General features: G+C 56.8%; 12 protein-coding genes. 9 read left to right on the forward strand and 3 right to left on the reverse strand.

Features of this window, described 5'->3' with window-relative positions:
* A partial coding sequence (locus VM163_09770; protein HUT04163.1) for a choice-of-anchor D domain-containing protein occupies nucleotides 1-1,375 on the forward strand: 1,375 nt, incomplete at its 5' end.
* A gap of 121 nt (nucleotides 1,376-1,496) precedes the next feature.
* Here the strand turns inward: VM163_09770 and VM163_09775 are convergent.
* From VM163_09775 to VM163_09785, 3 genes are all read right to left on the reverse strand, one after another.
* Entirely contained in the window at nucleotides 1,497-4,688 is a 3,192-nt protein-coding gene (locus tag VM163_09775; GenBank protein HUT04164.1) for a type ISP restriction/modification enzyme, read from the reverse strand.
* Nucleotides 4,689-4,709: 21 nt separating this feature from the next.
* On the reverse strand, nucleotides 4,710-6,758 hold the full coding sequence (locus tag VM163_09780; GenBank protein HUT04165.1) for an ABC transporter ATP-binding protein: 2,049 nt from the start codon (nucleotides 6,756-6,758) through the stop codon (nucleotides 4,710-4,712).
* Nucleotides 6,759-6,922: 164 nt separating this feature from the next.
* A complete protein-coding gene (locus VM163_09785; protein ID HUT04166.1) occupies nucleotides 6,923-8,719 on the reverse strand; it encodes an ABC transporter ATP-binding protein in 1,797 nt (598 codons plus the stop codon).
* A gap of 417 nt (nucleotides 8,720-9,136) precedes the next feature.
* On the opposite strand from VM163_09785, the gene VM163_09790 reads away from it, so the two are divergent.
* From VM163_09790 to VM163_09825, 8 genes are all read left to right on the forward strand, one after another.
* Entirely contained in the window at nucleotides 9,137-11,266 is a 2,130-nt protein-coding gene (locus VM163_09790; GenBank protein ID HUT04167.1) for a choice-of-anchor D domain-containing protein, read from the forward strand.
* Nucleotides 11,267-11,599: 333 nt separating this feature from the next.
* Nucleotides 11,600-13,120, forward strand: coding sequence for a right-handed parallel beta-helix repeat-containing protein (locus VM163_09795; protein ID HUT04168.1), 1,521 nt, complete (start codon nucleotides 11,600-11,602; stop codon nucleotides 13,118-13,120).
* Nucleotides 13,121-13,272: 152 nt separating this feature from the next.
* Nucleotides 13,273-14,262: an AAA family ATPase gene (locus VM163_09800; protein ID HUT04169.1), complete on the forward strand. Its 990-nt coding sequence runs from the start codon at nucleotides 13,273-13,275 to the stop codon at nucleotides 14,260-14,262.
* Nucleotides 14,263-14,455: 193 nt separating this feature from the next.
* A complete protein-coding gene (locus VM163_09805) occupies nucleotides 14,456-14,692 on the forward strand; it encodes a hypothetical protein (GenBank protein ID HUT04170.1) in 237 nt (78 codons plus the stop codon).
* The gene (locus tag VM163_09810; GenBank protein ID HUT04171.1) at nucleotides 14,692-15,138 is read left to right on the forward strand and encodes a type II toxin-antitoxin system VapC family toxin; all 447 of its coding nucleotides are present in this window, start codon (nucleotides 14,692-14,694) and stop codon (nucleotides 15,136-15,138) included. The genes VM163_09805 and VM163_09810 overlap by 1 nt, the downstream gene beginning before the upstream one ends.
* Before the next feature lie 154 nt (nucleotides 15,139-15,292).
* The gene (locus tag VM163_09815) at nucleotides 15,293-16,084 is read left to right on the forward strand and encodes a class I SAM-dependent methyltransferase (protein ID HUT04172.1); all 792 of its coding nucleotides are present in this window, start codon (nucleotides 15,293-15,295) and stop codon (nucleotides 16,082-16,084) included.
* A 270-nt stretch (nucleotides 16,085-16,354) separates the two neighbouring features.
* A complete protein-coding gene (locus tag VM163_09820) occupies nucleotides 16,355-19,684 on the forward strand; it encodes a PD-(D/E)XK nuclease family protein (GenBank protein ID HUT04173.1) in 3,330 nt (1,109 codons plus the stop codon).
* 18 nt (nucleotides 19,685-19,702) lie between these two features.
* On the forward strand, nucleotides 19,703-20,419 hold a 717-nt coding region (locus VM163_09825; protein HUT04174.1), incomplete at its 3' end, for a UvrD-helicase domain-containing protein.

The following is a 20,419-nucleotide window of genomic DNA, read 5'->3' on the forward strand; positions in this document are numbered from 1 at the left end:
GGCGACTACAACTTCACCCATCCCGCTAGAATTCGAGGCGCACGATGCGCTGTCTGGCGTCTCCCAGGTTACGCTTTATTACAGGTTCCAGTCTGAATCAGAGACCAAGGGCGAGACGTGGAAATCCTACGCGTCCTCGAGCAGCGCCTCCGGGGCGTTCACATTTGTGCCTTCGCACGGGTTCGGCATTTACGAATTCAGTGCCACAGGCACCGACTCGCTCGGCAACCGAGGCACGCCGGCGGACATCCCACTGTGCCATACGGATTACCAGTCCTCAATACCGGTCATCTCGCCGGCCGACATGTCTCACGACTTCGGCGAGGCGGCCATAGGGCAGGACAAGGTCTGGGTTCTAAGAATTGGGAACTCTGGCGGAAGCACGCTTGTCATCAGTGAGATCAAGACCTCTGGCGACTTCTCGTGCAGCGACACAACGCCGATCACGATTCAGTCAGGGGGCACGTATCAACTTGACGTTGAGTTCTCACCGCAGGAGGTTGGACGGCGCGACGGGTGGCTGACGATAACCTCAAACGACACCAACACGCTCAGCTGTAACATCAGCCTCACGGGTTCGGGTTTCGAGCAGGACGCACAGCCCCAGGCCACGATCGTGCTCAACGCCGCCTCGTTCAAAGAGGGCGACAGATTCCTAGCCCAGGTCGAGGCGGAATATGCAGGCCCAAGCACGACTGCGGACCTCTATGTCTCCGTGTTCTTGCCGGGGGATTGGCACCTTTACTGCCCGAGCTTCTCGACCATACCGGGTCCGTTCATTCCTTCAATACAGCTCTATCCCGGATACAGGCTCGGCAGAACAACCATCATCGACGTGATCGTTCCGAAGCTCGATCCGGGCCAATGCTCCTTCATGGCGCTCTTCTGCCAGGAGGGCACGCTCACACAAATGGGCGACTCGGCGACCGAGTCGTTCACGATCGATGGGCCACCACGGCTCAGCCTCTCGCTCAATGGCTCAACATTCAGAGAAGGCGATCTTATGTCGCTGTCAAGAACGATAGAGAATCCGGGCCTTGCCAAATCGGTCGATCTCTACGTGGGGATAACTTTGCCGACTGGCGATACACTGTTCTATCCATCGTTGTCAAAGATGCCAGACCCATTCACGAGAGGCATTCCGCTGCGAGAGGGCGAGACAGTTGGACCTATTGAGCTATTCTCGCTTACCTTGCCCGGAATCGAGCCTGGCAACTACTTCTGGCTGGCCGTGCTGACGCCTGCGGGAGAGTTCGCCTCGTTCAGCAATATCCCGGCCTGTGGCTGGATATTCACGGCCTCCAAGGCCAGGACGCGCTCGCCGAAGCTCTCGATGGGTTTCGCGCGCTTCCCCATGCCTGACATTCCGAAGTAGCAGCACAATGTGCAGGCTCCGATTGGCCTCGTCAGCACGGTCGCAAAGCAGCTAGCGCAGGCGCGCGGGTCAGGGCGATCTTGCGAGCTATTCTATACGCTAGCGATTGAGGTTCTTAAGACTACTTTATCGGCCAGCCGCCATGCCGGCCGACCGTGCTGTCGATCTCTGACATCAACTCTATCGTTCTTTCGAGTGCGGATACGATGTGCTGATAATGCGTCAGGTCGTCAAAGGTGAGAAGGCGTCCTTTGCGGTCCTTGAGCCATTTGTGGCAGACCTGATAGCCACCCACATGGAAGCTCCAGACCTCGGGCGGGACGTTCTCAAAAAACTGCGTCCTGTTGATCCAGACTCGGCCTGTCTCTGCCCCCTGACCGGGCTCGGTATATCGCACTTTCTCCACGCAATTGTCGCCGACAATGGGATAGCACGTCCGAATCGGTGCGAACTTGGTCATAATGTGCAGACCAACAAGTTCTTCGCCTAGCGCCGCCAGTTCGTGAAACACTTGCACATTTGGCGGGATGGGCACGTGTGGGAAGTCAATCATAAGAAATCGAGAATAGTGCTCGCGGTACCCGCGAGAATAGAGAAACGCATAAATGCAGTAAAAGACTGACGCGGCCGTGATGCCGTCTTGCGCTGCCTTTGCATTATCCGGATGGTAGGCGGTCTTCAAGGCCTTGCACAATTTCAAGACAAATTCCTTGGAGAAGTTGGGTCGCCTCCCTTCTTGATGTTCAAACAAGCTGCTGGGAAGGGGGCCATCGGGATAGAGATAGAGCGGGAGCGCGGCGCACCCGCCTCGGTAGAAGCAGTTGATGTCCACTGGAAAGGCAGAGACGAACGCAAGGTCCCACTCGTCGAAGCCTATAACGTTGCCTGCCCGTCCCACACAGAGAAGGATGTTATCCTCGCGAAGGTGATTGTGCACTCTTACCCTGCGATGAACACAGACGTTCCGATTCCAAACTGTGAACCTCCAATCAAAGGGACGATATAGCACTTTGCGGATTTGGCTTTCCCAATTGGTGCCAGCCAAGCCATCCTTGGCCCTTCGGTAATTCCACTGGTTTTGAGAACAGAGCCTGAACATGCTCCTGGCCTCGGATTCTGAGGAGGTTGACAAGAAGGATCGGATTTTGTCCCTCATCTCTGAAACGGAAAAACTGATCGCAAATTCGTCGTGGGTGGACACAAATCCAGTCCCGACTCTTCTGGCCTTTTCATCAGCATAAGCTCCAGGCAGAACATCTCGCACGCTCATCTGCGCCTCGTATTCCTCCAAGTGCGACCAGTCCGAGGAGACGAACAGGTAGAATGGAGGCTTGCATTGAGATGGATCAGTCCTCCATCGTATGTTGCTCACCGATTTGCCCTCGAGAAACCTCTCTTTAACCTCTATTGGGCCTCTGGTGTCGCCATAGGTGCCGACATATTTAGATTGAGCTGACTCATGGCTCTTCACTGCGATCAGGATGCAGACGCCTTGTGTTATGTCGAAGATATTCTGGTCGAAATCAGTCCTGTTTCGGTTCTTCTTGGCGTTGCCGTGAAGATCGAGAACGTAGATCTTGTCAAATGACGCTTGGAGGCTCGCCCGCATTCCGACGAATGTGCCGCTGTCGATGTAGCTGTGGTCCGTAATCATGGCCAGAATTCCGTATCCAGTCCGCATGATCTTGTCCTGCGCAAACCTGATGAACTTGACGTAGTCATTTTGGAGCCATTTCGGCTGACCAAGACGAAGTTTCTCTCCGTCAACTTCTTTGTAGTCCTCAATAAGCCCCGTTATCCACTCGCCATTGTTCTCTGAATGCCCGAAATACGGTGGATTGCCGATGATCACCATGACCGGTTTGTCGGCCTTGACCTCGCTGGCGGCATTCGCTTCCTTGGCGATAAGATTGGCAAACAACTCCGGTTCGGTAGATGTCTTCGCTTTCTCAAGTGTGTTGGTGAGGTATATTCGCAGGCGCTCGCCGGACTTGAAGTCGTAGCCGGTCCGCTGAAGCTGAAGGCCGAGCTTCATGTGCGCCACGGTGTAGGGCGCCATGAGCAGCTCGAAGCCGAAGAGTCGCGGCAACAGGTGTTCAGAGACGTAGCCCGGCCAAAGCCCGGCCTGACCCTTGTTGACGAGGTGCTCGTGGATTCGGTCGATAACACCATGTAGGAAAGTGCCCGTGCCGCAGGCGGGGTCAAGTATCAAGACCTTGTGACATTCGCGGCCGTCCTGAAGCTTTATCTTGGTGGTGTCCGCCAGGCCGTCAGCAAGGCCGAAATCCTCCTTCAGGATATGATCGACGCTCCGAACAATGTAGGAGACGACAGGCTCAGGCGTGTAATAGACTCCTGTTTTCTGCCGCAAAGTAGGGTCGTAGGCGGCAAGGAACGTCTCGTACAAATGGTACACTGGGTCTTGTTTTCCGGTGAGCTTCTGGAAGTCCTGCTTTAAGGCCCCAATGTCAACCGTATTGAGAAGTGCCGCGAGGTGATCGACCGCCCAAGTGAGTCGGTCGTCAAGTAGAGGGCCAGCGAAGTAGTCAAACATCTCGATGAGAAAGGGATTAGTCTTGGGGATGTCGTAGGCGGCCGTTCGACGATTGAAATCGCCGTGCTTCGACCGATCGTGATTGAAAAGCGCGGCAAGCAGACCGTAGGCGATGGTCTGGGCATACATGTCGGCAAACCCGTCAGGTTGGAGGTTGTGAAGCAGAACCCTTTTGAATGCTTGCAGCTGAGTGTGAAGTGACCCGCCCTTGTCCTCATCCTCAAAGGTTTTTACGATGATCTCCCGAAGCAGTCTAGCGATTGCGGCCATGCGAGCCGCAAGCTCCTTGTAGCTGCCGATTGAAGGGATTTTAGCTGACAGAAACCCCTTGACGAGTCTAGAGACAGCCTCGGCACCTTGGGGGTCCCTTTGCAGCTTCCCCGTGGGCGTGACACGAGCAAGCCGACCGGCCATGCGAGTTTCCCCGTTCAGATACCAGCGGAATTCGAGATAATCGGTCAAGATCAGATTGCCCAGACTGTCGAGGTAGCGCCTTATCTGCTCGGTTCGCTCAGCCCGGTCCAGATTCTCCCGAACGTCTTTCGCTTCGACGTAGCCCAAAGGCGTTTGAGCCCTCGTGATGATGAAATCAGGAGCGCCGCATCTGACACGTTTGGGCTCGTTGGTAGCTACGATCGTGGTGTCAAAGGATTCAATCAGTGCTTTCAACGCCGGTCGGTAAGAATGCTCGCCTGCTTGATCAATCCCGAGCTGCCGTTGGACCTCTGAGAGATATGAAGTTATGGCGTCAGTTGGCATACACTGACGATGCGCAGAGCGCTACACATACTGCAACCTATACAGGTCGTAGTAGATGCCGCCCTTCTCGAGCAGCTCGCGATGTGTACCCTCCTCGCGCAAGCGCCCCTTGTGCAGAACGAGGATGCGGTCAGCATGCTCTATCGTGCTGAGGCGATGGGCGACGATGAGGCATGTTCGGCCCTTGGTCAGGTTTGCCAGCGCCTCTTGGATGAGCGACTCGGTCTCCGGGTCGATGTTAGATGTCGCCTCATCCAACACCAGTATCTTAGGATCAAACGCCATGACGCGGGCGAAGACAAGCAGCTGCTTCTCGCCGGCCGAAAGGGTTGCGCCTCGTTCGACGACCGGCTCGTCGAGTCCTTTCGGTAGGCGCTCGATAAGTCGCTCCGCACGGGCGATTCTGGCGCATCTCAGGACGGTAGCATCGTCGATATTTGGCTCGTTGAGCCTGATATTACCACCGACTGTGGTAGAGAAGAGAAAGACATCCTGCTGAACGATGCCAATCATTCTTCTGAGGTCCTCGAGAGGGAGCTGCGCGACATCTGTTCCATCGATAAGTATCTTGCCCCTGCGAAGCGGATACAGCCGCGACAGCAGGCTGGTCATCGTCGTCTTGCCGGCGCCGGTTGCGCCAACAATCGCCACGGTCTCGCCGGGCCTGACCTTGAACGAGACGTCCTTCAGAACCCAGTTTTCTCCGTTATAGGCAAACCAAACGTTTCTAAACTCGACGCTTGTGTCCCTTGGACTCGCGAGCTGGGGGAGCTCTGCGACACTGGGCTCCTCCTCTCTGTCCAGAAGCTGGAAAATACGCTCAGACGCGGCCATCGCCGCCTGAATGATATTGAACTTCTGCGTCAAGTCGTGAATAGGTCTGAAAAACATGCCTATGTAGCTGATAAATGCGACTAAAATGCCGAGGCTAACCTCGTTTTGAATAACGCGGCCGGCGCCGTACCAGACGATAGCCGCAACCGCGAGGCTGTTCAGAATCCAGACGCTCGGCCTGAAGATGGCGACGATCTTGAGCTGTTTCTTCCGCCAAGAGAAGACCTCATCGTTTATGTCACGAAACTTTCCGTTGATTCGCTCCTCCTGACAGAACGCCCGGATCACGCTCATTCCGGAGAGGAACTCCGCGAACAAGGCGTTCATCTTGGCGATCTTGACCCTGATCTTGCGGTAGGCGCTTCTTGCTTTTCTCCGGAAGATGACCGAGACGTATATGACAAGCGGCAAGATGGCAAATGCGACTAGGGCGAACCTCACATTCATGTAAAGCATGACCCCGGCAATCGTGACAACCATCAAGACGTCCTTGATTATCATGATCAGTATCTCACCCAACATCTCTTGGAGCGCAGAGAAGTCGTTGGTCGTCCGAGTGACTAGGCGTCCGACTGGGGACTTGTCGAAGAACGAGAGCGGGAGCCTCTGGATGTGGTCAAACAGCGAGACCCTGAGATCGAAGAGGACTCGCTGGCTGGCGAACTGCATGAGATAAACATGCGCATAGGAAATGACGAAATTAAGCAGAAGTATCGAGAGAAAAATGATGCCGAGCGTCTCAAGCCCGCCCAGGTCCTTTCCGCGAAGCGCAATCAGGTCATGGACGGGCAGCCTGTTCAGCTTGCCAACCTCGGCGTGGAAACCGCGGTCAAACTCTGCAAACCCGCTCGCACGACATACCAGCGCGATTTTCTCCCACTTGTCGCTCGGATACTCAGCCCGAAGAATGACGTAGATGCGCTTGTCGCCCATCAAGTTACTGTCCCTGAGAAGCTTCAGGTCGGCAGCGAGCAGACCTTCTGTGTGTCTCGTATCTATGAGGAACTGCGTCCTTGAGACCGGGACTAACAGGTCTTTGTACCGCTCGTAGATACGTGCTCGAAGCGAGTCGTCATCGATCGTTATCATCTTGCTTGCGACAGCCACATACCGGTCAATAGCGAGCCTCGTCAGATATGGGAGAGAGACGTCGCATGTCGCACTCAGAATGACCAGAAACACACAAAGCGCGATGATCGGCCAGTATGGCTTGGCGTGCGACAGCAGTCGCTTCATAAGCCGCCAGTCATAGGGCCTATCTAGAGCATCCTCAGGGAAGTAATCGTTTTGCATTTACTTTTTAGGGCAACCTCCCCTTTCTCCTGAATCCCTTCTGCCTGCGACAGCACTGGTCGGCTCGCGTGCCCCGGGCTTGCCGCCAAGCGCCCACCATGTATTTGCTACACATCTCTCTCAAGCCTTTGCTCAATCTGTTGTTTTGCAAAAAGCGCCGCGTATATGCCGCCTTCCTTGAGCAGTTGGGCGTGCGTGCCGCGCTGTTTCACCTCGCCCTCATCCAAGACCACGATCTCGTCAGCAAGCTGCACCGCCGACAGCCGGTGCGAGACGATTATTGTCGTGACGCCGCGAATGGACTCCTTTAGGCTGTCAAGTATCTGCGCCTCGGTCTGAGCATCAACGGCGGAGAGGCAATCATCGAGCAGCAGGATATAAGGGTTCTTGACCAACGCTCGAGCTATCGCGACGCGCTGCTTCTGCCCACCTGACAGCATCACGCCTCGCTCGCCAACGATCGTGTCATATCCCTTCGGGAACTCTGCTATGTCCCTGTCAATGGCCGACATCCTCGCGAACTCCTTGACGGACCCCTCGCCAAGCTCCTCGTTGCTGAAGGCGATATTCTCCCTGACGGTCTCCGAGAACAGAAACGAATCTTGAGGCACGTAGCCGAAGAGGCTCCGCAAAGTCTGCATCCTCATCTCTCGGACATCGATGCCGTCGATCAGAAGCGAGCCAGGCGGAGGATCGAATTCGCGCAACAGAAGGCGGACAACGGTGCTCTTGCCGGAGCCAGTCCGTCCGACAATCGCCAGCGTCTTGCCCGGCTCGACCCGGAAGGTTACATCCTTGAGCACATTTGGAAGGTTGGCATCATAGGCAAAGGTAAGACTCTTGACCTCGACCAGCCCCGAAAAACTTGCGGGCTCCACGGGGTCGGGCACATCAATTATCTTTGGCTTGACGTTCATAATCCGGTTGATGCGCACCATTGACGCAGTGCCGCGTTGGAGCAGGTTTATCAGATGCCCAAGTGCGATCATCGGCCAGGTTAATGTCTCCAAATAAATTGAGAAGGCCAAGAAGGTTCCCACAGACATCTCGCCGAGGATGACGCCCTTGCCGCCTTTGTAGAATACGATGGCGGTTGATAGGCCGGCGAGAAGCCAGATAAGAGGGAAAAACGCCCCCCAGACCTTCACCAGCCGCATGTTATCCTTCAGGTAATCCCGGCTGACATCCCTCACGCGCTCCAGTTCACCCGCCTCTTGGCAGAAGGTCTTGACTACACGTATGCCAGCGAACGCGTCCCTAATCTTCTCCATCATGTCCGAGACCCGCGCCTGAACCGCTTGAAAGCGCGAGTGGACCAGCCGACCGAACTTCACCACGACAGCCGTCAACACCGGTAGCGGGATCAGGGCGTAGAGCGCTAGGCTCGCGTTCAGATGCACCATTAGAGCGATCGCCGCGGCCGCGAAGAGAAATCCGTCCACTATCGTGATGATCCCCAGCCCGCAGGCCATTCTCACCGCCTCAGTATCGTTCGAGATGCGAGCCATCAGGTCGCCTGTTCTGTTGACGTGGAAAAACCGCTGCGACAGCGACAGAAGATGCGTGAAGAACTCGCCCCGAATCCGCCGAGCGATGCGCTCAGAAGTAACGATCAAGAGCAAAAACCAAGCGAACCGACACCCAGCAACTACAAGGCCAACGGCCAATATAGCGAGGGCGAACAAGGGAACGTCTGACAGGCGAACCGTGCCACCAGTTATGCGGTCAACGAGGCTCCGGATGATCAGCGGCGTGATCAGCTGCGCCGCGTCAACGACGAGGAGAGCGACTATACCCCAGATCGTATATCGCCTATATAGCCAAAAGAAAGACGCGATGGCCCTCAGCGCCTCGCGTCTTTCCTCCTTGGTGCTATTCTCTTGCGTCTGTAACCCGCTTGCCATTCTCTCTTTCCTTAAGACAGCGATTGCTTGTCTTGCGGCATCTTAGGCGGTCGCCGACAGTTTGTAAATTGCCTGAAGAGCGATCTGCACAAAAGGTCAAAAGCAACGGTATAGCCTCTCTCAGCAGCAATGTTCCCTCAACGCTGCTGGCTTCACCGCGACCGCGGACAGCGCAGCTAGAGTCGGCGGTCTGGGGCATTTGACTCGCACGGCAGCTCGAGCGCATATTACGACGTGTTGTTTTCTGGTTTGGACCGGTCGATGATTAGACAAGAGCCTCATTTGAGGAATAAGGAGAAATATATGGGATTTTTACCGCGAAAGATTTGTTTTGTTCTCTGCTTTCTCGGACTTTCATTAGCTGTATTCCTATCAATTGGCTACTCCCAAGGCCTCCCAATCACGCCGCAAGAGGCCTTGCAGGCCGCCTCAACTTACAGGGCTATTGGGCAGGTGCAATACCCCGAGTGGGACGGCGCCGCGGTTGTCCCTGAACGCACCTACTATGACCTCGAGTTCGAGGCAAGCGCCCTCGAGTTCAGCGTTCAGAAGCGAGGTGTATCGCTCGGCTACATTATGGTCGGCGGCACTCGCGACTTCCCGCCACTGATTGAGTACTCGAATGGACGTTCGCCGGTGGACCTCGGCGTTGCCAGGGGCTTTTTGCCTCACGAGGCGCTTAAGTCGGTCGATGCGGGCGGGTCGTGGCTTCCTGTTTATGTTGGCGGTTTCGACTACTTTGAGATCGCTCTCGAGGCGCCATCGGATATGGTCGATCTTTCGCGTGGGAGACTCGTTGAGCTGAACGCCATTCAGCAGTTCTCGGACGATTTTGGCGCGCGGCTGCGCTTGGTTTCTGGGACGTTCGCAAGGATGTGGGACGCTGCGTTATCGGGCAAGGCTGTGAAGTCAGAGAACGACTACAACGTCCTTCCCGAGGCGGAGGGCTACACTTGGTATCGTGGGTGCGGCCCCACGTCCGGCACGATGGTGCTCGGTTACTATGGCAACGCGGGCTATCGCGATCTGCATTACGAGGCGGAATCATTCGTCTGGCAGGGGCCGGGGACCTTCACGCCCTACATCCCGCGGACGCTCGCGGATATGGTTGCGGACATCTGCGGCGTCCCCGAATCAGGTGGCATTACGGAAGACTATGGCGTCTATACCGAACAGCTTGCGGGAGCGATCGTGAGGGTAGCTCAAGCGCACGGCTACAAGGGCTTTCATTGCTATATCTACCAGGACGAGCGGGACTACAGCATATACAAGGACAAGATCGACGAGGGGGACCCGTCCGTCTTTGCCATAACCAAGATGGACCCCGGTGCCTATGACCAGCATGCTATCATGGGCTGCGGATACAACTACACCAATCCCGAAGCGGGTCATCTTGCAGTTGTTTACGACACGTGGGTTACAAAGCAGCGCACTGCGGCGCAGGAGTACTTCATCACCTACAAGCTCCTGACAGTTTATAGCCCTCTTGTGGCCGAGCAGGACCTAGACCTCTCCGCTGAGAGCTACGACTTTGGCGATGTCAATCTCGGATGCACCAGAGACTGGGTGCTTCGGGTGAGCAACATCGGTGCGCTGCCGCTGCTTGTCAACCAATTGACCTGCGACAAGCCCAGCTTCTACGTTACTACGCCTTCGTTTCCGCGAACGATTCCGGCTGGCGAGAACCTGTTTGTGAACATCAGGTTCAAGCCAATTAGTAGCGGCCTTGTCTCGGGCACGATGACCGTCGAGACGAACGATCCAGACCCCAATGAGGAGTTCTGCAAGGTCGCTCTCAAAGGTCGAGGGGTAAGAAACAACGCGCCGGTGGTCAAGTGTGCGGGCTTTGTGGGCGAGCACCTTTCCCCTGGAGAGTCTGGTTACGTAGCGGTTCAGGCGGAGGTCTATGACGCCGACGGCGCCTCAGACATAACCTCAGTTCTCGCATTTGTGAGCACGTTTGAGCAGGGGCAGATCAGCTCGCTCGCGCTCTTCGATGACGGTCAGCACAACGACAACGGCGACGGCGACGGTCTTTACGGCAACCAGTTCTATGTAGATTCAGCCCCGGCTGGGGTTTACGTCTTCGAGATCATGGCGGAAGATGCCCAGAGCGCCTCGAGCAACGTCTGGCCCTACATGAGGATCGATGGTCCCCCAGCGCTCTCAGCCAATGCCGTCCTTTGGGGCGTGTATCCCGGGATGGGCGCCTCGGGCGATCCGATGAGCTCTGTCATCATCAGGGCTGGCTTCGACACTACTTCAATCACACAAGAGGGCGGCGGAAGCCTGGTCTGCATCGCCGACGTCGATGATTTCCTGGACAGTTCGAGCATCGATCGGGTGGAGCTTCGCTTCATGGGCGGCAGCGTTTTAGCTTTGCATGACGACGGTCAGGGCGACGACGAGGTGGCCGGGGACATGCGCTACACTGGGAGCATGGTCCTCACGCCGGGGTATCCGGCGGGCGATTACCTGCTTTCGATAGTCGCCATCAACGACGCCGGACGGGAGAGCGTTCCCTTCCCGTTCTACGTTGTCCGGTGAGCGGCCTTCAAGCCCGCCTTGATGTCAATGTAACCCTGGCCGCGAAACCGTCAACGAGAGCGATGACATTTTGGAGTGCGGCGGCTTGACGCCGCTTTCTCTTGCGGTGGCTCGACACCGCATTACAATGGATTGATGTTCTTACCTTACAAGAGCCGATGCCGACAATGAGAGGCGATCAATCATCGGCAACGCCGCGTCAAGCCGCGGCGAGTCAGAGCGGCGTCAAGCCGCCGCACTCCAAAAACGAGTATTGAACCCCGACGGTGCGCACGGTATTCTGGGATAGTCGAAACGTGCAAATTTAAGCATATTGCATATTGGGAGGGAAAGATGAAGGGGTTGTTTGGCCCTGTTTGGATGTGTTGGTTGCTTCTTTCTTTATCAGCCTTTGGTGTATATGCCGCTGAGTATCACGTCAACTGGGATGGGACGGGCGATTTCACGCGCATTCAGGATGCCATTGATGCAGCCGTGGATGGCGACACAATAGTCGTGGATCCCGGGACCTACTATGAGAACGTCCGTTTTGATGGCAAGAACATAGCCCTGCGTTCCCTCGACCCCCAGGATGAACAGGTCGTCGCCTCGACGATCATTGACGGTCGCTGGGCCAGCAGCGTGGTTACATTTGCGGGCACGGAGGATGAGACGTGCGTGCTCTCCGGGTTCACGATCACCAGAGGCAATAGCGCTTCCGGCTACGGCGGCGGAATTCTAGGTGGGGACACGTGGCCCGATCCGGCTTACACTCGTGCCGAGATCAGCAACTGCACGATCAGCGGCAACTCGTACGGCGGGCTTACCGCGTGCAACGGCCCGATCAGCAACTGCACGATCAGCGCCAACAGCGGCGCGTACGCCGGCGGGCTTTACGACTGCGACGGGACGATCAGCAACTGCACGATCAGCGGCAACCCGGCCGGCGGGCTCGAATATTGCGACGGGACGATCACCAACTGCATCGTCTGGGGCAACGAGGCGGACTACGCCGGCGGCGGGCTTTACGACTGCGACGGGACGATCAGCAACTGCACGATCAGCGGCAACACTGCGAAGTGGGCCGGCGGCGGGCTGATCTATTGCGACGGGACGATCACCAACTGCACAATTAGCGCCAACTCGGCGGCGGGCTGCGGCGGCGGGCTCTGCTACTGCTACGGGACGATCACCAACTGCATCGTCTGGGGCAACGAGGCGCCGGAGGGCCCCGAGCTTTTTGACTGTGATGCAGCGATAACCTATTCCTGCATTCGGGGCTGGACCGGCGGGGGCGAGGGCAACATCTCGGAGGACCCGCTCTTCGCCACAGGGCCGCTCGGGGACTATTATCTATCCTGCCGGGAGGCGGGGCAGGCTGCCGACAGCCCTTGCATTGATGCGGGGAGTGACACAGCTGAGACCCTGGGCCTCGACAAGTTCACGACGAGGACAGATGGCGTCCCAGACACCGGAATAGTTGATATGGGCTACCACTACCTGTTGACGTTCGATCAGAACCCACAGATCGAGTGCTCGCTCAACTCCAGCCAGTTTGCCCCGGGCGATGCCCTTGTCGGGTTCATCGAGGCGCATAATCCGGGTCCAGATGTCTCGGTTGACGCCTACGTCGCGTTCGTTCTGCCCGACGGTGCGATAATGTCGCTCACCAGCGGCGGCCTCGCGATTGGGAGATACCCCTGGATCTCTAATGTGGTTCTGCCGAGCGGGTTTGATTTCGGGCCGACCGAGGTCCTCCAGATAACGGTGCCGAAAAGCCCCGGAGGCTATCTGTTCGCCGCCGCGCTGGCCCCGCCGGGCCAGATTGAGTTCATAGGCGAGCCGAGCCTATTCCCGTTCACTATCACCGACTGATCGCCGAACGAGAGCGCTCCTCTCCTCAGTATCCCTATCGGGGCTTATTCGCCTCGGATACCAGCGGTGGGGTCCGCGGTTGCCCGGTACGTCAGAGTCAATTGTTATAGCTACAAACAGTTGTCCAAAACTCATACAGAAGGAGCATAGCGATGGACGTTCTGATAAAGGAGCTGCACGAGCGAGTAAAGCAAGAGAGCGCTTTCGTTGACGACATTTTGGGCGAGATTCGGAAGGTAATTGTCGGGCAGGAGCTGATCATAAATCGGCTTTTGATTGGGCTTCTGGCTGACGGGCACATTCTTTTAGAGGGCGTGCCCGGCCTGGCCAAGACGCTGTCGGTGAAATCGCTTGCGGGGACGATAAGCGCCGGGTTTCAGAGGATCCAGTTCACGCCAGACCTTCTGCCGGCCGACCTTATCGGCACGATGGTCTATAACCAGAAGAGCGGCGAGTTTGCGCCTCATAAAGGCCCGATCTTTTCCAATATCATATTGGCCGACGAGATCAACCGTGCTCCAGCGAAGGTCCAGAGTGCGCTATTGGAGGCGATGCAGGAGCGACAGGTAACGATCAGCAAGGAGACATATCTGCTGGAGGAGCCGTTCTTGGTGCTCGCCACACAGAACCCGATCGAGCAGGAGGGCACGTATCCGCTGCCCGAGGCGCAGGTGGATAGGTTCATGCTGAAGGTGCTTATCACGTACCCCAGCAAACAGGAGGAGCGGGCAATAGTGGACCTGATGACGACGGGCGAGAAGCCCAGCGTGAGGCCGGTGGTTGAGCCCAGGCAGATACTCGAGGCGCGAAAGCTCGTCAACGAGATATACATGGAAGACAAGCTGAAGGACTACATCGTAGAAATAGTCTTCGCAACGCGCTTTCCTGGCCGATACGGCCTGCACGATCTCACATCGCTGATCGAATACGGCGCCTCGCCCCGCGCCTCGATCTACATCACGATGGCGGCCAAGGCGCACGCCTTCTTGAGGCATCGGGGCTACGTTATCCCTGACGACATCAAGTCGATAGCGCCGGACATCCTGAGGCACCGGATCATCCTTACGTATGAGGCCGAGGCGCAGGAGAAGACCTCCGACGACATCGTGAAGACGATTCTGGACAGCATCGAGGTGCCGTAGAGGGGGTGGGAGACTGAATCGCTAGGGTAGGAGAAAGCCATGACAACCTCAAAAGAACCGCCAATCTCCTCTATGCCCTGAAGATGACTCCGGACATTGATCTGATGTATTATCGGGTTGACTTCAAGTTGGCGCCGAAGACGGGTCATCCAGAGACGGACCAGTCCAGATTAGTTTGAAAGGAGCAATGCAAATGAAAGCAGTTAAGGGCGTTTATGAGAATGGCAAGGTGGAATTGTCAGACATTTGGGGCCTCCAGGGTCCGGTTGACATCTTGGTGATCTTTCCCGATGAGACGGGGGAAAGCTCTCAAACGGTTCTCTCTGAGGAGAAAAAGAAGGAGATACTCGAGTATTTCAAGCGACGCAGAATGGAAATGCCCCCGCTAGAGGGTTCCGTGAAGGAGCTTGTGGAAGAGGGCAGGCGCTAGTGCCACGGGCGATTGTGATTGATGCCTGCATCGCGTTGAAATGGGAATTCCGTGATGAAGATCATGCCGAGGCCGTTCTCGGGCTTCTCTCGGGCGCGATTGGTGGTTCGATAGAACTTGTAGCCCCTGTATTGTGGCTTTATGAAGTTGTAAACGTTCTTCGTAGCGCCGCCGCTAGCTCAAGGATGAGCCCAGAAGACGCTCTGAGAGACCTCCATCACCTATTGGCATCAGGTGTTCGTCTGGTTTCACAACATCCCGACCGATTCAACCTGATGTTGTCTGATGCCATTGCTTGTCAATGCTCCATTTACGACTTTTCTTATATTGATCTGGCCCGCCAACTTGGATGCGATTTCTTCACGGGAGACCGCAAGCTTTACAATCTGACGAGCGAGGCCTACCCGTTTGTCAGATGGATCGGGGATTTCGGAGCTGAACCTTGACTTCTTTCCGCCAGGCCCCAGAGAGGTGCTTTGTGAAGGAGGAGTCCAGCACGGCTAACGTGCTCCGGCTATATGAACTAGCCAGACAGGAGCAGGAGGTATCTCGAGGACGCTGACGCCAAAGAGGTGGATTCGTCGCGGTCAAGGGATGAATATGGGACCACTGGTTCTCTCCGAGAAACTCGACTTGCTCAGAGAGGTGCTGCGGCCAATCAGCCTTCAGGACAAGAGAGTGCTTGATGCAGGCACCGGCAGGACGAGCGCGAGAGCTTTGCTGGAGAAGGAGCCCTCGGAGATTGTGCTCGTGGCTGCCCCAGGAGATGAGAGGAAGGCAAAACCTGCACGCGAGGCGCTCGCACAGTTTCCTAACACCAAAGGCAATGTCATTCTCGGCGATCTGAGCAATAGTGGGCTTTCCCCGCCCGATTCATTCGATTTCGCACTGGCCGACTACCTAATCGGCGAGATCGATTGCTTTGCGCCCTCGATGCAGTTCCCCATCCTAGCCAACATCTATAATTGGCTTCGTCCCGGCGGCGAGCTGCTCATCGTCGATATCGAGCCGCCAGCGGTGAATAAGGTCGGCGTGCTATCTCTGATGCAGGAGTTTGTGTTTTGGGCGCAGATGACGAGTGTGCTGGCGAGGCGCTGGAAGGATAGACCGAGGGACTACAAGGCTGAATTGGTGTCCACGTGGTTGAAAGGGATCGGCTTTGCTGATATTCGGACAGACTACTACGAGAGGCGCCTCGATGTTGAATATGCGGACGGTATCCACAAGATGGCCGTCGAGCGGCTTTCTGGGCTGCGGAACGAGAGCATCAGGGAGGGATTGAGACACCAGCTGGACGCGGCTCTTTCGGCCATCAGAGATTTGCCTGCCTCACGATGGATCAACATGACCCAGACAAACTACTCGATCCGGGCAGTCAAGCGAGATGGATAGGTTTCCGGATTGGGTGGCCGAAGCCACATGATGAGAACACATGTCCCCCGCCTGAAAAGATGTTTCGGCTGCATGTTGGGTGTGGCGAGTGGGGACGCGCTTGGCGCGCCAGTTGAGTTCTTGCGCCTGCACGAAGAAGACAATCAGCGGACCGTCCAGTGATAGGGGCTCAAACCAACACACTTGTTTAACGCCCGCACCTATTGTGCAGACGGACCCGGCCACGAAGCGGTTGAACCTGATTGGCGCAAGACCTATCCTACGTCAGAAATGCCGCTACTAAGAATCTTTCCGGGGCCGCTCGGTTCTGGCAAAAAAGAGATATTCTGGTCTGAGTTGAAACGCCATCTCAAGCATGATAGCGCCGATACTCTGCTTTACCTCGTCCCATGTTTCTCCTACGCCAAGCAGATAGAGAGGGCGATGCTGGAGGACTTGCCCGGGTTCTTCTCATGGCCGCTTACGACGTTTGGCAGTCTTTTCAAGGACCTGTTCTCCGCGATGCAGGACCCGAGGTCTCTTGCAGGTGTTGCCGTGCTTGAATCGTTGCTCATGGGGCTTCTCGAGAACACCAGGAATGAGGGAGCGTTCTTCTCCCTCGGGGAGTCTGCCACAAGTCGCGGTATGTGCGCTGCGCTCGGAAGGCTCTTCAACACGTTTGAGAGGCATTCACTCATGGACGCGACGGACATCCGGCGAGCGATTGGCGAAAAGGACATGATTGAATGGAAGCATCTGGACGATGCGCTGCTGCTATACAGTCGGTATCGGGACACATTGCAGAGCAATGGGCTAATAGCCCCGGGCCACGCTGGCGCTCTGGTATGCAATGGCCTCCGAGCGAGGCATGTTGGCCTTATGAGAAGGCTGCTCGCGGTCAAGCTGTTGATCATTGATGGGTTCTTCAGTTTCTCGCCACTGGAGGAAGAACTGGTCGTGAGCCTCATCAAGGTGTTGCCAGAGACGTGGGTGGGCCTCGACATTGACACACGTGGGTCAGATGAGGTTTTCGAGCTGCCCCGGCGGACTCTCGCCAGGCTTCAATCGCTCTCCGGGCACGTGGACGTGAGGATTGAGCCGCTCCCAGGGCAAGAGACCAAGAATGAGGCAAGGCGCACGATCGCGAACAGCGTCTATGCTGACCGCACGAGCGGGCAAGTATCGGAGGCTGGAGCGCAGACCTGGCGGGAGCACCCAGCCGGGCTCTTGATCATTGAGGCGCACGACCCTAGAGACGAGTTTCAGGGAATGGCCAGAGCCATCAAGAGACTGGTCGTTGACGAAAGATGCGAGCCAGAGCGCATCGTAGTTACCTTCCCGCAGTTGAGCGAACGGGAGCATGACCTCCGGACGGTCTTTGGACAGTATGGCATCCCCGTGGCGGGCCCAGAGAGGCTTCAAGCGTCCCACTCCGCGAGTGTGCGGTCGGTTCTTTCCACCATCGAGATGGTTCAACAGGGGTTTCGGCGCAGCGATGTTCTCGAGTTCCTAAGAAGCCCCTATCTGCGGCCTGAAGGCATCTTGAAGCGCGCTGATGGCGAGAGGCAACGTGGAATCGATGTAGAATACATCGACGCCCGCACAAAAGAGGCGAAGATACAGGGCGGCGGCCAGGCGGGTGTGAATAGCTACCGTGTGGGGTTCGCTGCATTGCGCCGGCAGGTTGAGCGATCTCGCAATCGTGAAGAGGCGATTGGCGCAGGGGACAAGCAACTTAGGAAGTCTGACAAGCAGACTGGGTTTTTGGTCCAGGTTCTCGAGGCCCTAGACCTGAGATTCGGGAGGCCTTGTACACCCGAAGCTTTCAGAATCGCTTGCCTCGGTCTGATCTCCGAACTGCGGGTCTTTGACCGAACGGTGATTGCGTTTCACGAGGCGCGAGATACCAGCTCGCTTCAGGCTGAACTTAAAGCCCTTTCGCAGCTCGTGAAGACGATCGAGGAGGTCTGCTTGGGCCTTTCGGCGGCGGGAACGTCAGAAGCCTCGCCTCGGATGCTCTATTCCGGTCTTCTCATGGGGCTGAAACATGCCTACGTCTCGACCTCAAGGGAGTCAAAAGGTGTCCGGCTCTTGCCGATCAAGGAAGCATGGCTCGCCGATTGCGACTATCTCTTCTGCGGCGGCCTGACCGAAACGGGCTTCCCGGGACCGACCAGGGCGGACGTTTTCCTCCCGAAGGAGGCGAGAGCCCGGCTGGGTCTCCCTGCCATTGACGAGAAAGTCGCCGAGAGCAAGTTTCTCGTGCACGCTCTACTTATGAGCGCGTCCGGCCGGGTGTGGTTTTCCTATCCTAGCAGCGTCGATGAAAAGCCTTCCCTGCCCGCAACAGCCCTTCTCGAGATACAGGACGCAGCCGGCATTGCGCCCCAGAGGTGGCAGGATGTCGAGATGCCCAGAGGCCGTGCATACGCCTCAACAGAGCTGCAGGCCGCCCTCGGCTCTTTGGCGCGTGGCAATCCATCGCAGCACCCAAAAGAGCTCCTGCCTGAGGCCCTGACGGTACTTGGACAGGATTCTTCCGACCCGTCCGGAGCGTATGCGACCCCGCGCGGGATCATCAGACGGGTCCAGTCAGCGCTTCCGCAGGTTGGAGATGGGCCGGAATTGAACGGTGTAATCTCCCAACAGTGGCGAGGCCAGATTCGCGAGCTCCTGACGGACGAGAAGCTCTCCCAGGCGCACGGCCGCCGTGTGTTCTACGTCTCCCGCGCGGCTCTTGATGACTACTTGACGTGCCCATTCAAGTTCTTCGCCAGCAGAATTCTGAAGCTGAAACCAGAGGATGAATTTGATGCCGACATCGCGGCCAAGGACCTTGGGACGCTGCTCCACAAGGTGTTGTGCTCATTCTACCGGGGCCGCAGGCGCCCTGACGGGACAATCGAGAGGGTAACGTTGCAGAACCGGGACGCTGCTCGCAGTCGGGTCCGGGCGATCGCCACGGAGCATATCCCACTGTGGGTTCCTCCTGGCGCCCCAACTGAGAGAGTATCTTCCTTGCTGCTAGGGCAACAGGGATTACTCGACGCCTTCATCGAGAGCGAGGCAGCCGATGAGAGCAGCTTCGAGCCCACGCTTCTCGAGGCCTCTTTCGGCCCCGTCACGGGGCATGGCCGGTCCGGTGAAGTTCTCTCGCCTGAGCCACTGCTATTGCGGTGTGAGGTTGACGGAAGCGAGGAGATGGTTGCGGTCAACGGGGTCATTGACCGCGTGGACATGCGGACGGATGGGGGGCAGCGGATATACCGGGTGCTAGATTACAAGACAGGGACCATCCCCGGACCGAAGGAGATAAGGGAGGGAACTTCGCTCCAGCTGCCCATCTACGTTGCAGCAATTGGCCAGGCACTTCGATGCGACGCGACAGCAGCTTATTACGTCCTCTCGGAAACGGAGGGGGTGAGGATGAGAGACTATTCAAAGAAGGATGAGCTTGAAGCAGCAGTGCGGGAGTTGCCTCTCGTGGTTTCTGGAGTTCTTAGGTCGATTCTGGCTGGGTCATTCCCACCCCGTCCCAAAAACGACAACGACCGCTTGTGCTCCTGGTGCGATTTTAGGACAGTATGTAGAAGACCCCGTCTGGGGTCAAGTGCGCTATAGGATGGGAACCACCTTGTTGTGAGCAATCAATATACTCAGCTCATCCAAAGACTAACGGCAAGCCAGAGGGATGCGACCTTCTCTCGCGGTAATGTCGTGCTTCGCGCGGTAGCAGGGTCCGGCAAAACAACTGTGCTCGTTGCGAGGTTCATCGAATCGTTCAAGTCGTCGCTTCAGCGCAAGACCCGCAAGTCTCTCGCGGAGAACCTGTCCTCCATAGTGGCCATAACGTTTACTGAAAAGGCCGCGGCCGAGATGCGGACAAGGATTCGGCTTCTCCTCAAAAATGCCCTGGACACAGCAGCCGTCCCGGGTCAACTTGCCGCTGATTGGCGCCAAGCCCGGGATGCAATGCGACACTCGAACATCGGCACAATCCACTCATTCTGCGCCTCGGTTCTCCAGCGGTTCCCGCTCGAGGCGGGGATTGATCCTGAGTTCGGCATTATCGATGCGACTCAGAGCTATTTGTGGCAGCGAGACGCGGTTGAGTCGCTATCGCTGGAGGCTGGCCAACCGGGGGTTCTCGGCGCCGATTCCTCACTGTTTACGGTCTATCCGCACAAGAAGGTTGTCAAATGGCTCATGCCAATCATCCAGCGAATCGAGACGCTTCGTCCTCGACTGGAGCTCTACGCAAACACACCAGAGCAGCAGCTTACGGAGAGAATCCAAGAGGTCGTGGACGGATCGGGGCTGAGCCCAGCTGACAAACGGTCAAAACACGACGATTAC

This window comes from bacterium (assembly GCA_035527515.1).
Classification (GTDB): Bacteria; B130-G9; B130-G9; order B130-G9; family B130-G9; genus B130-G9.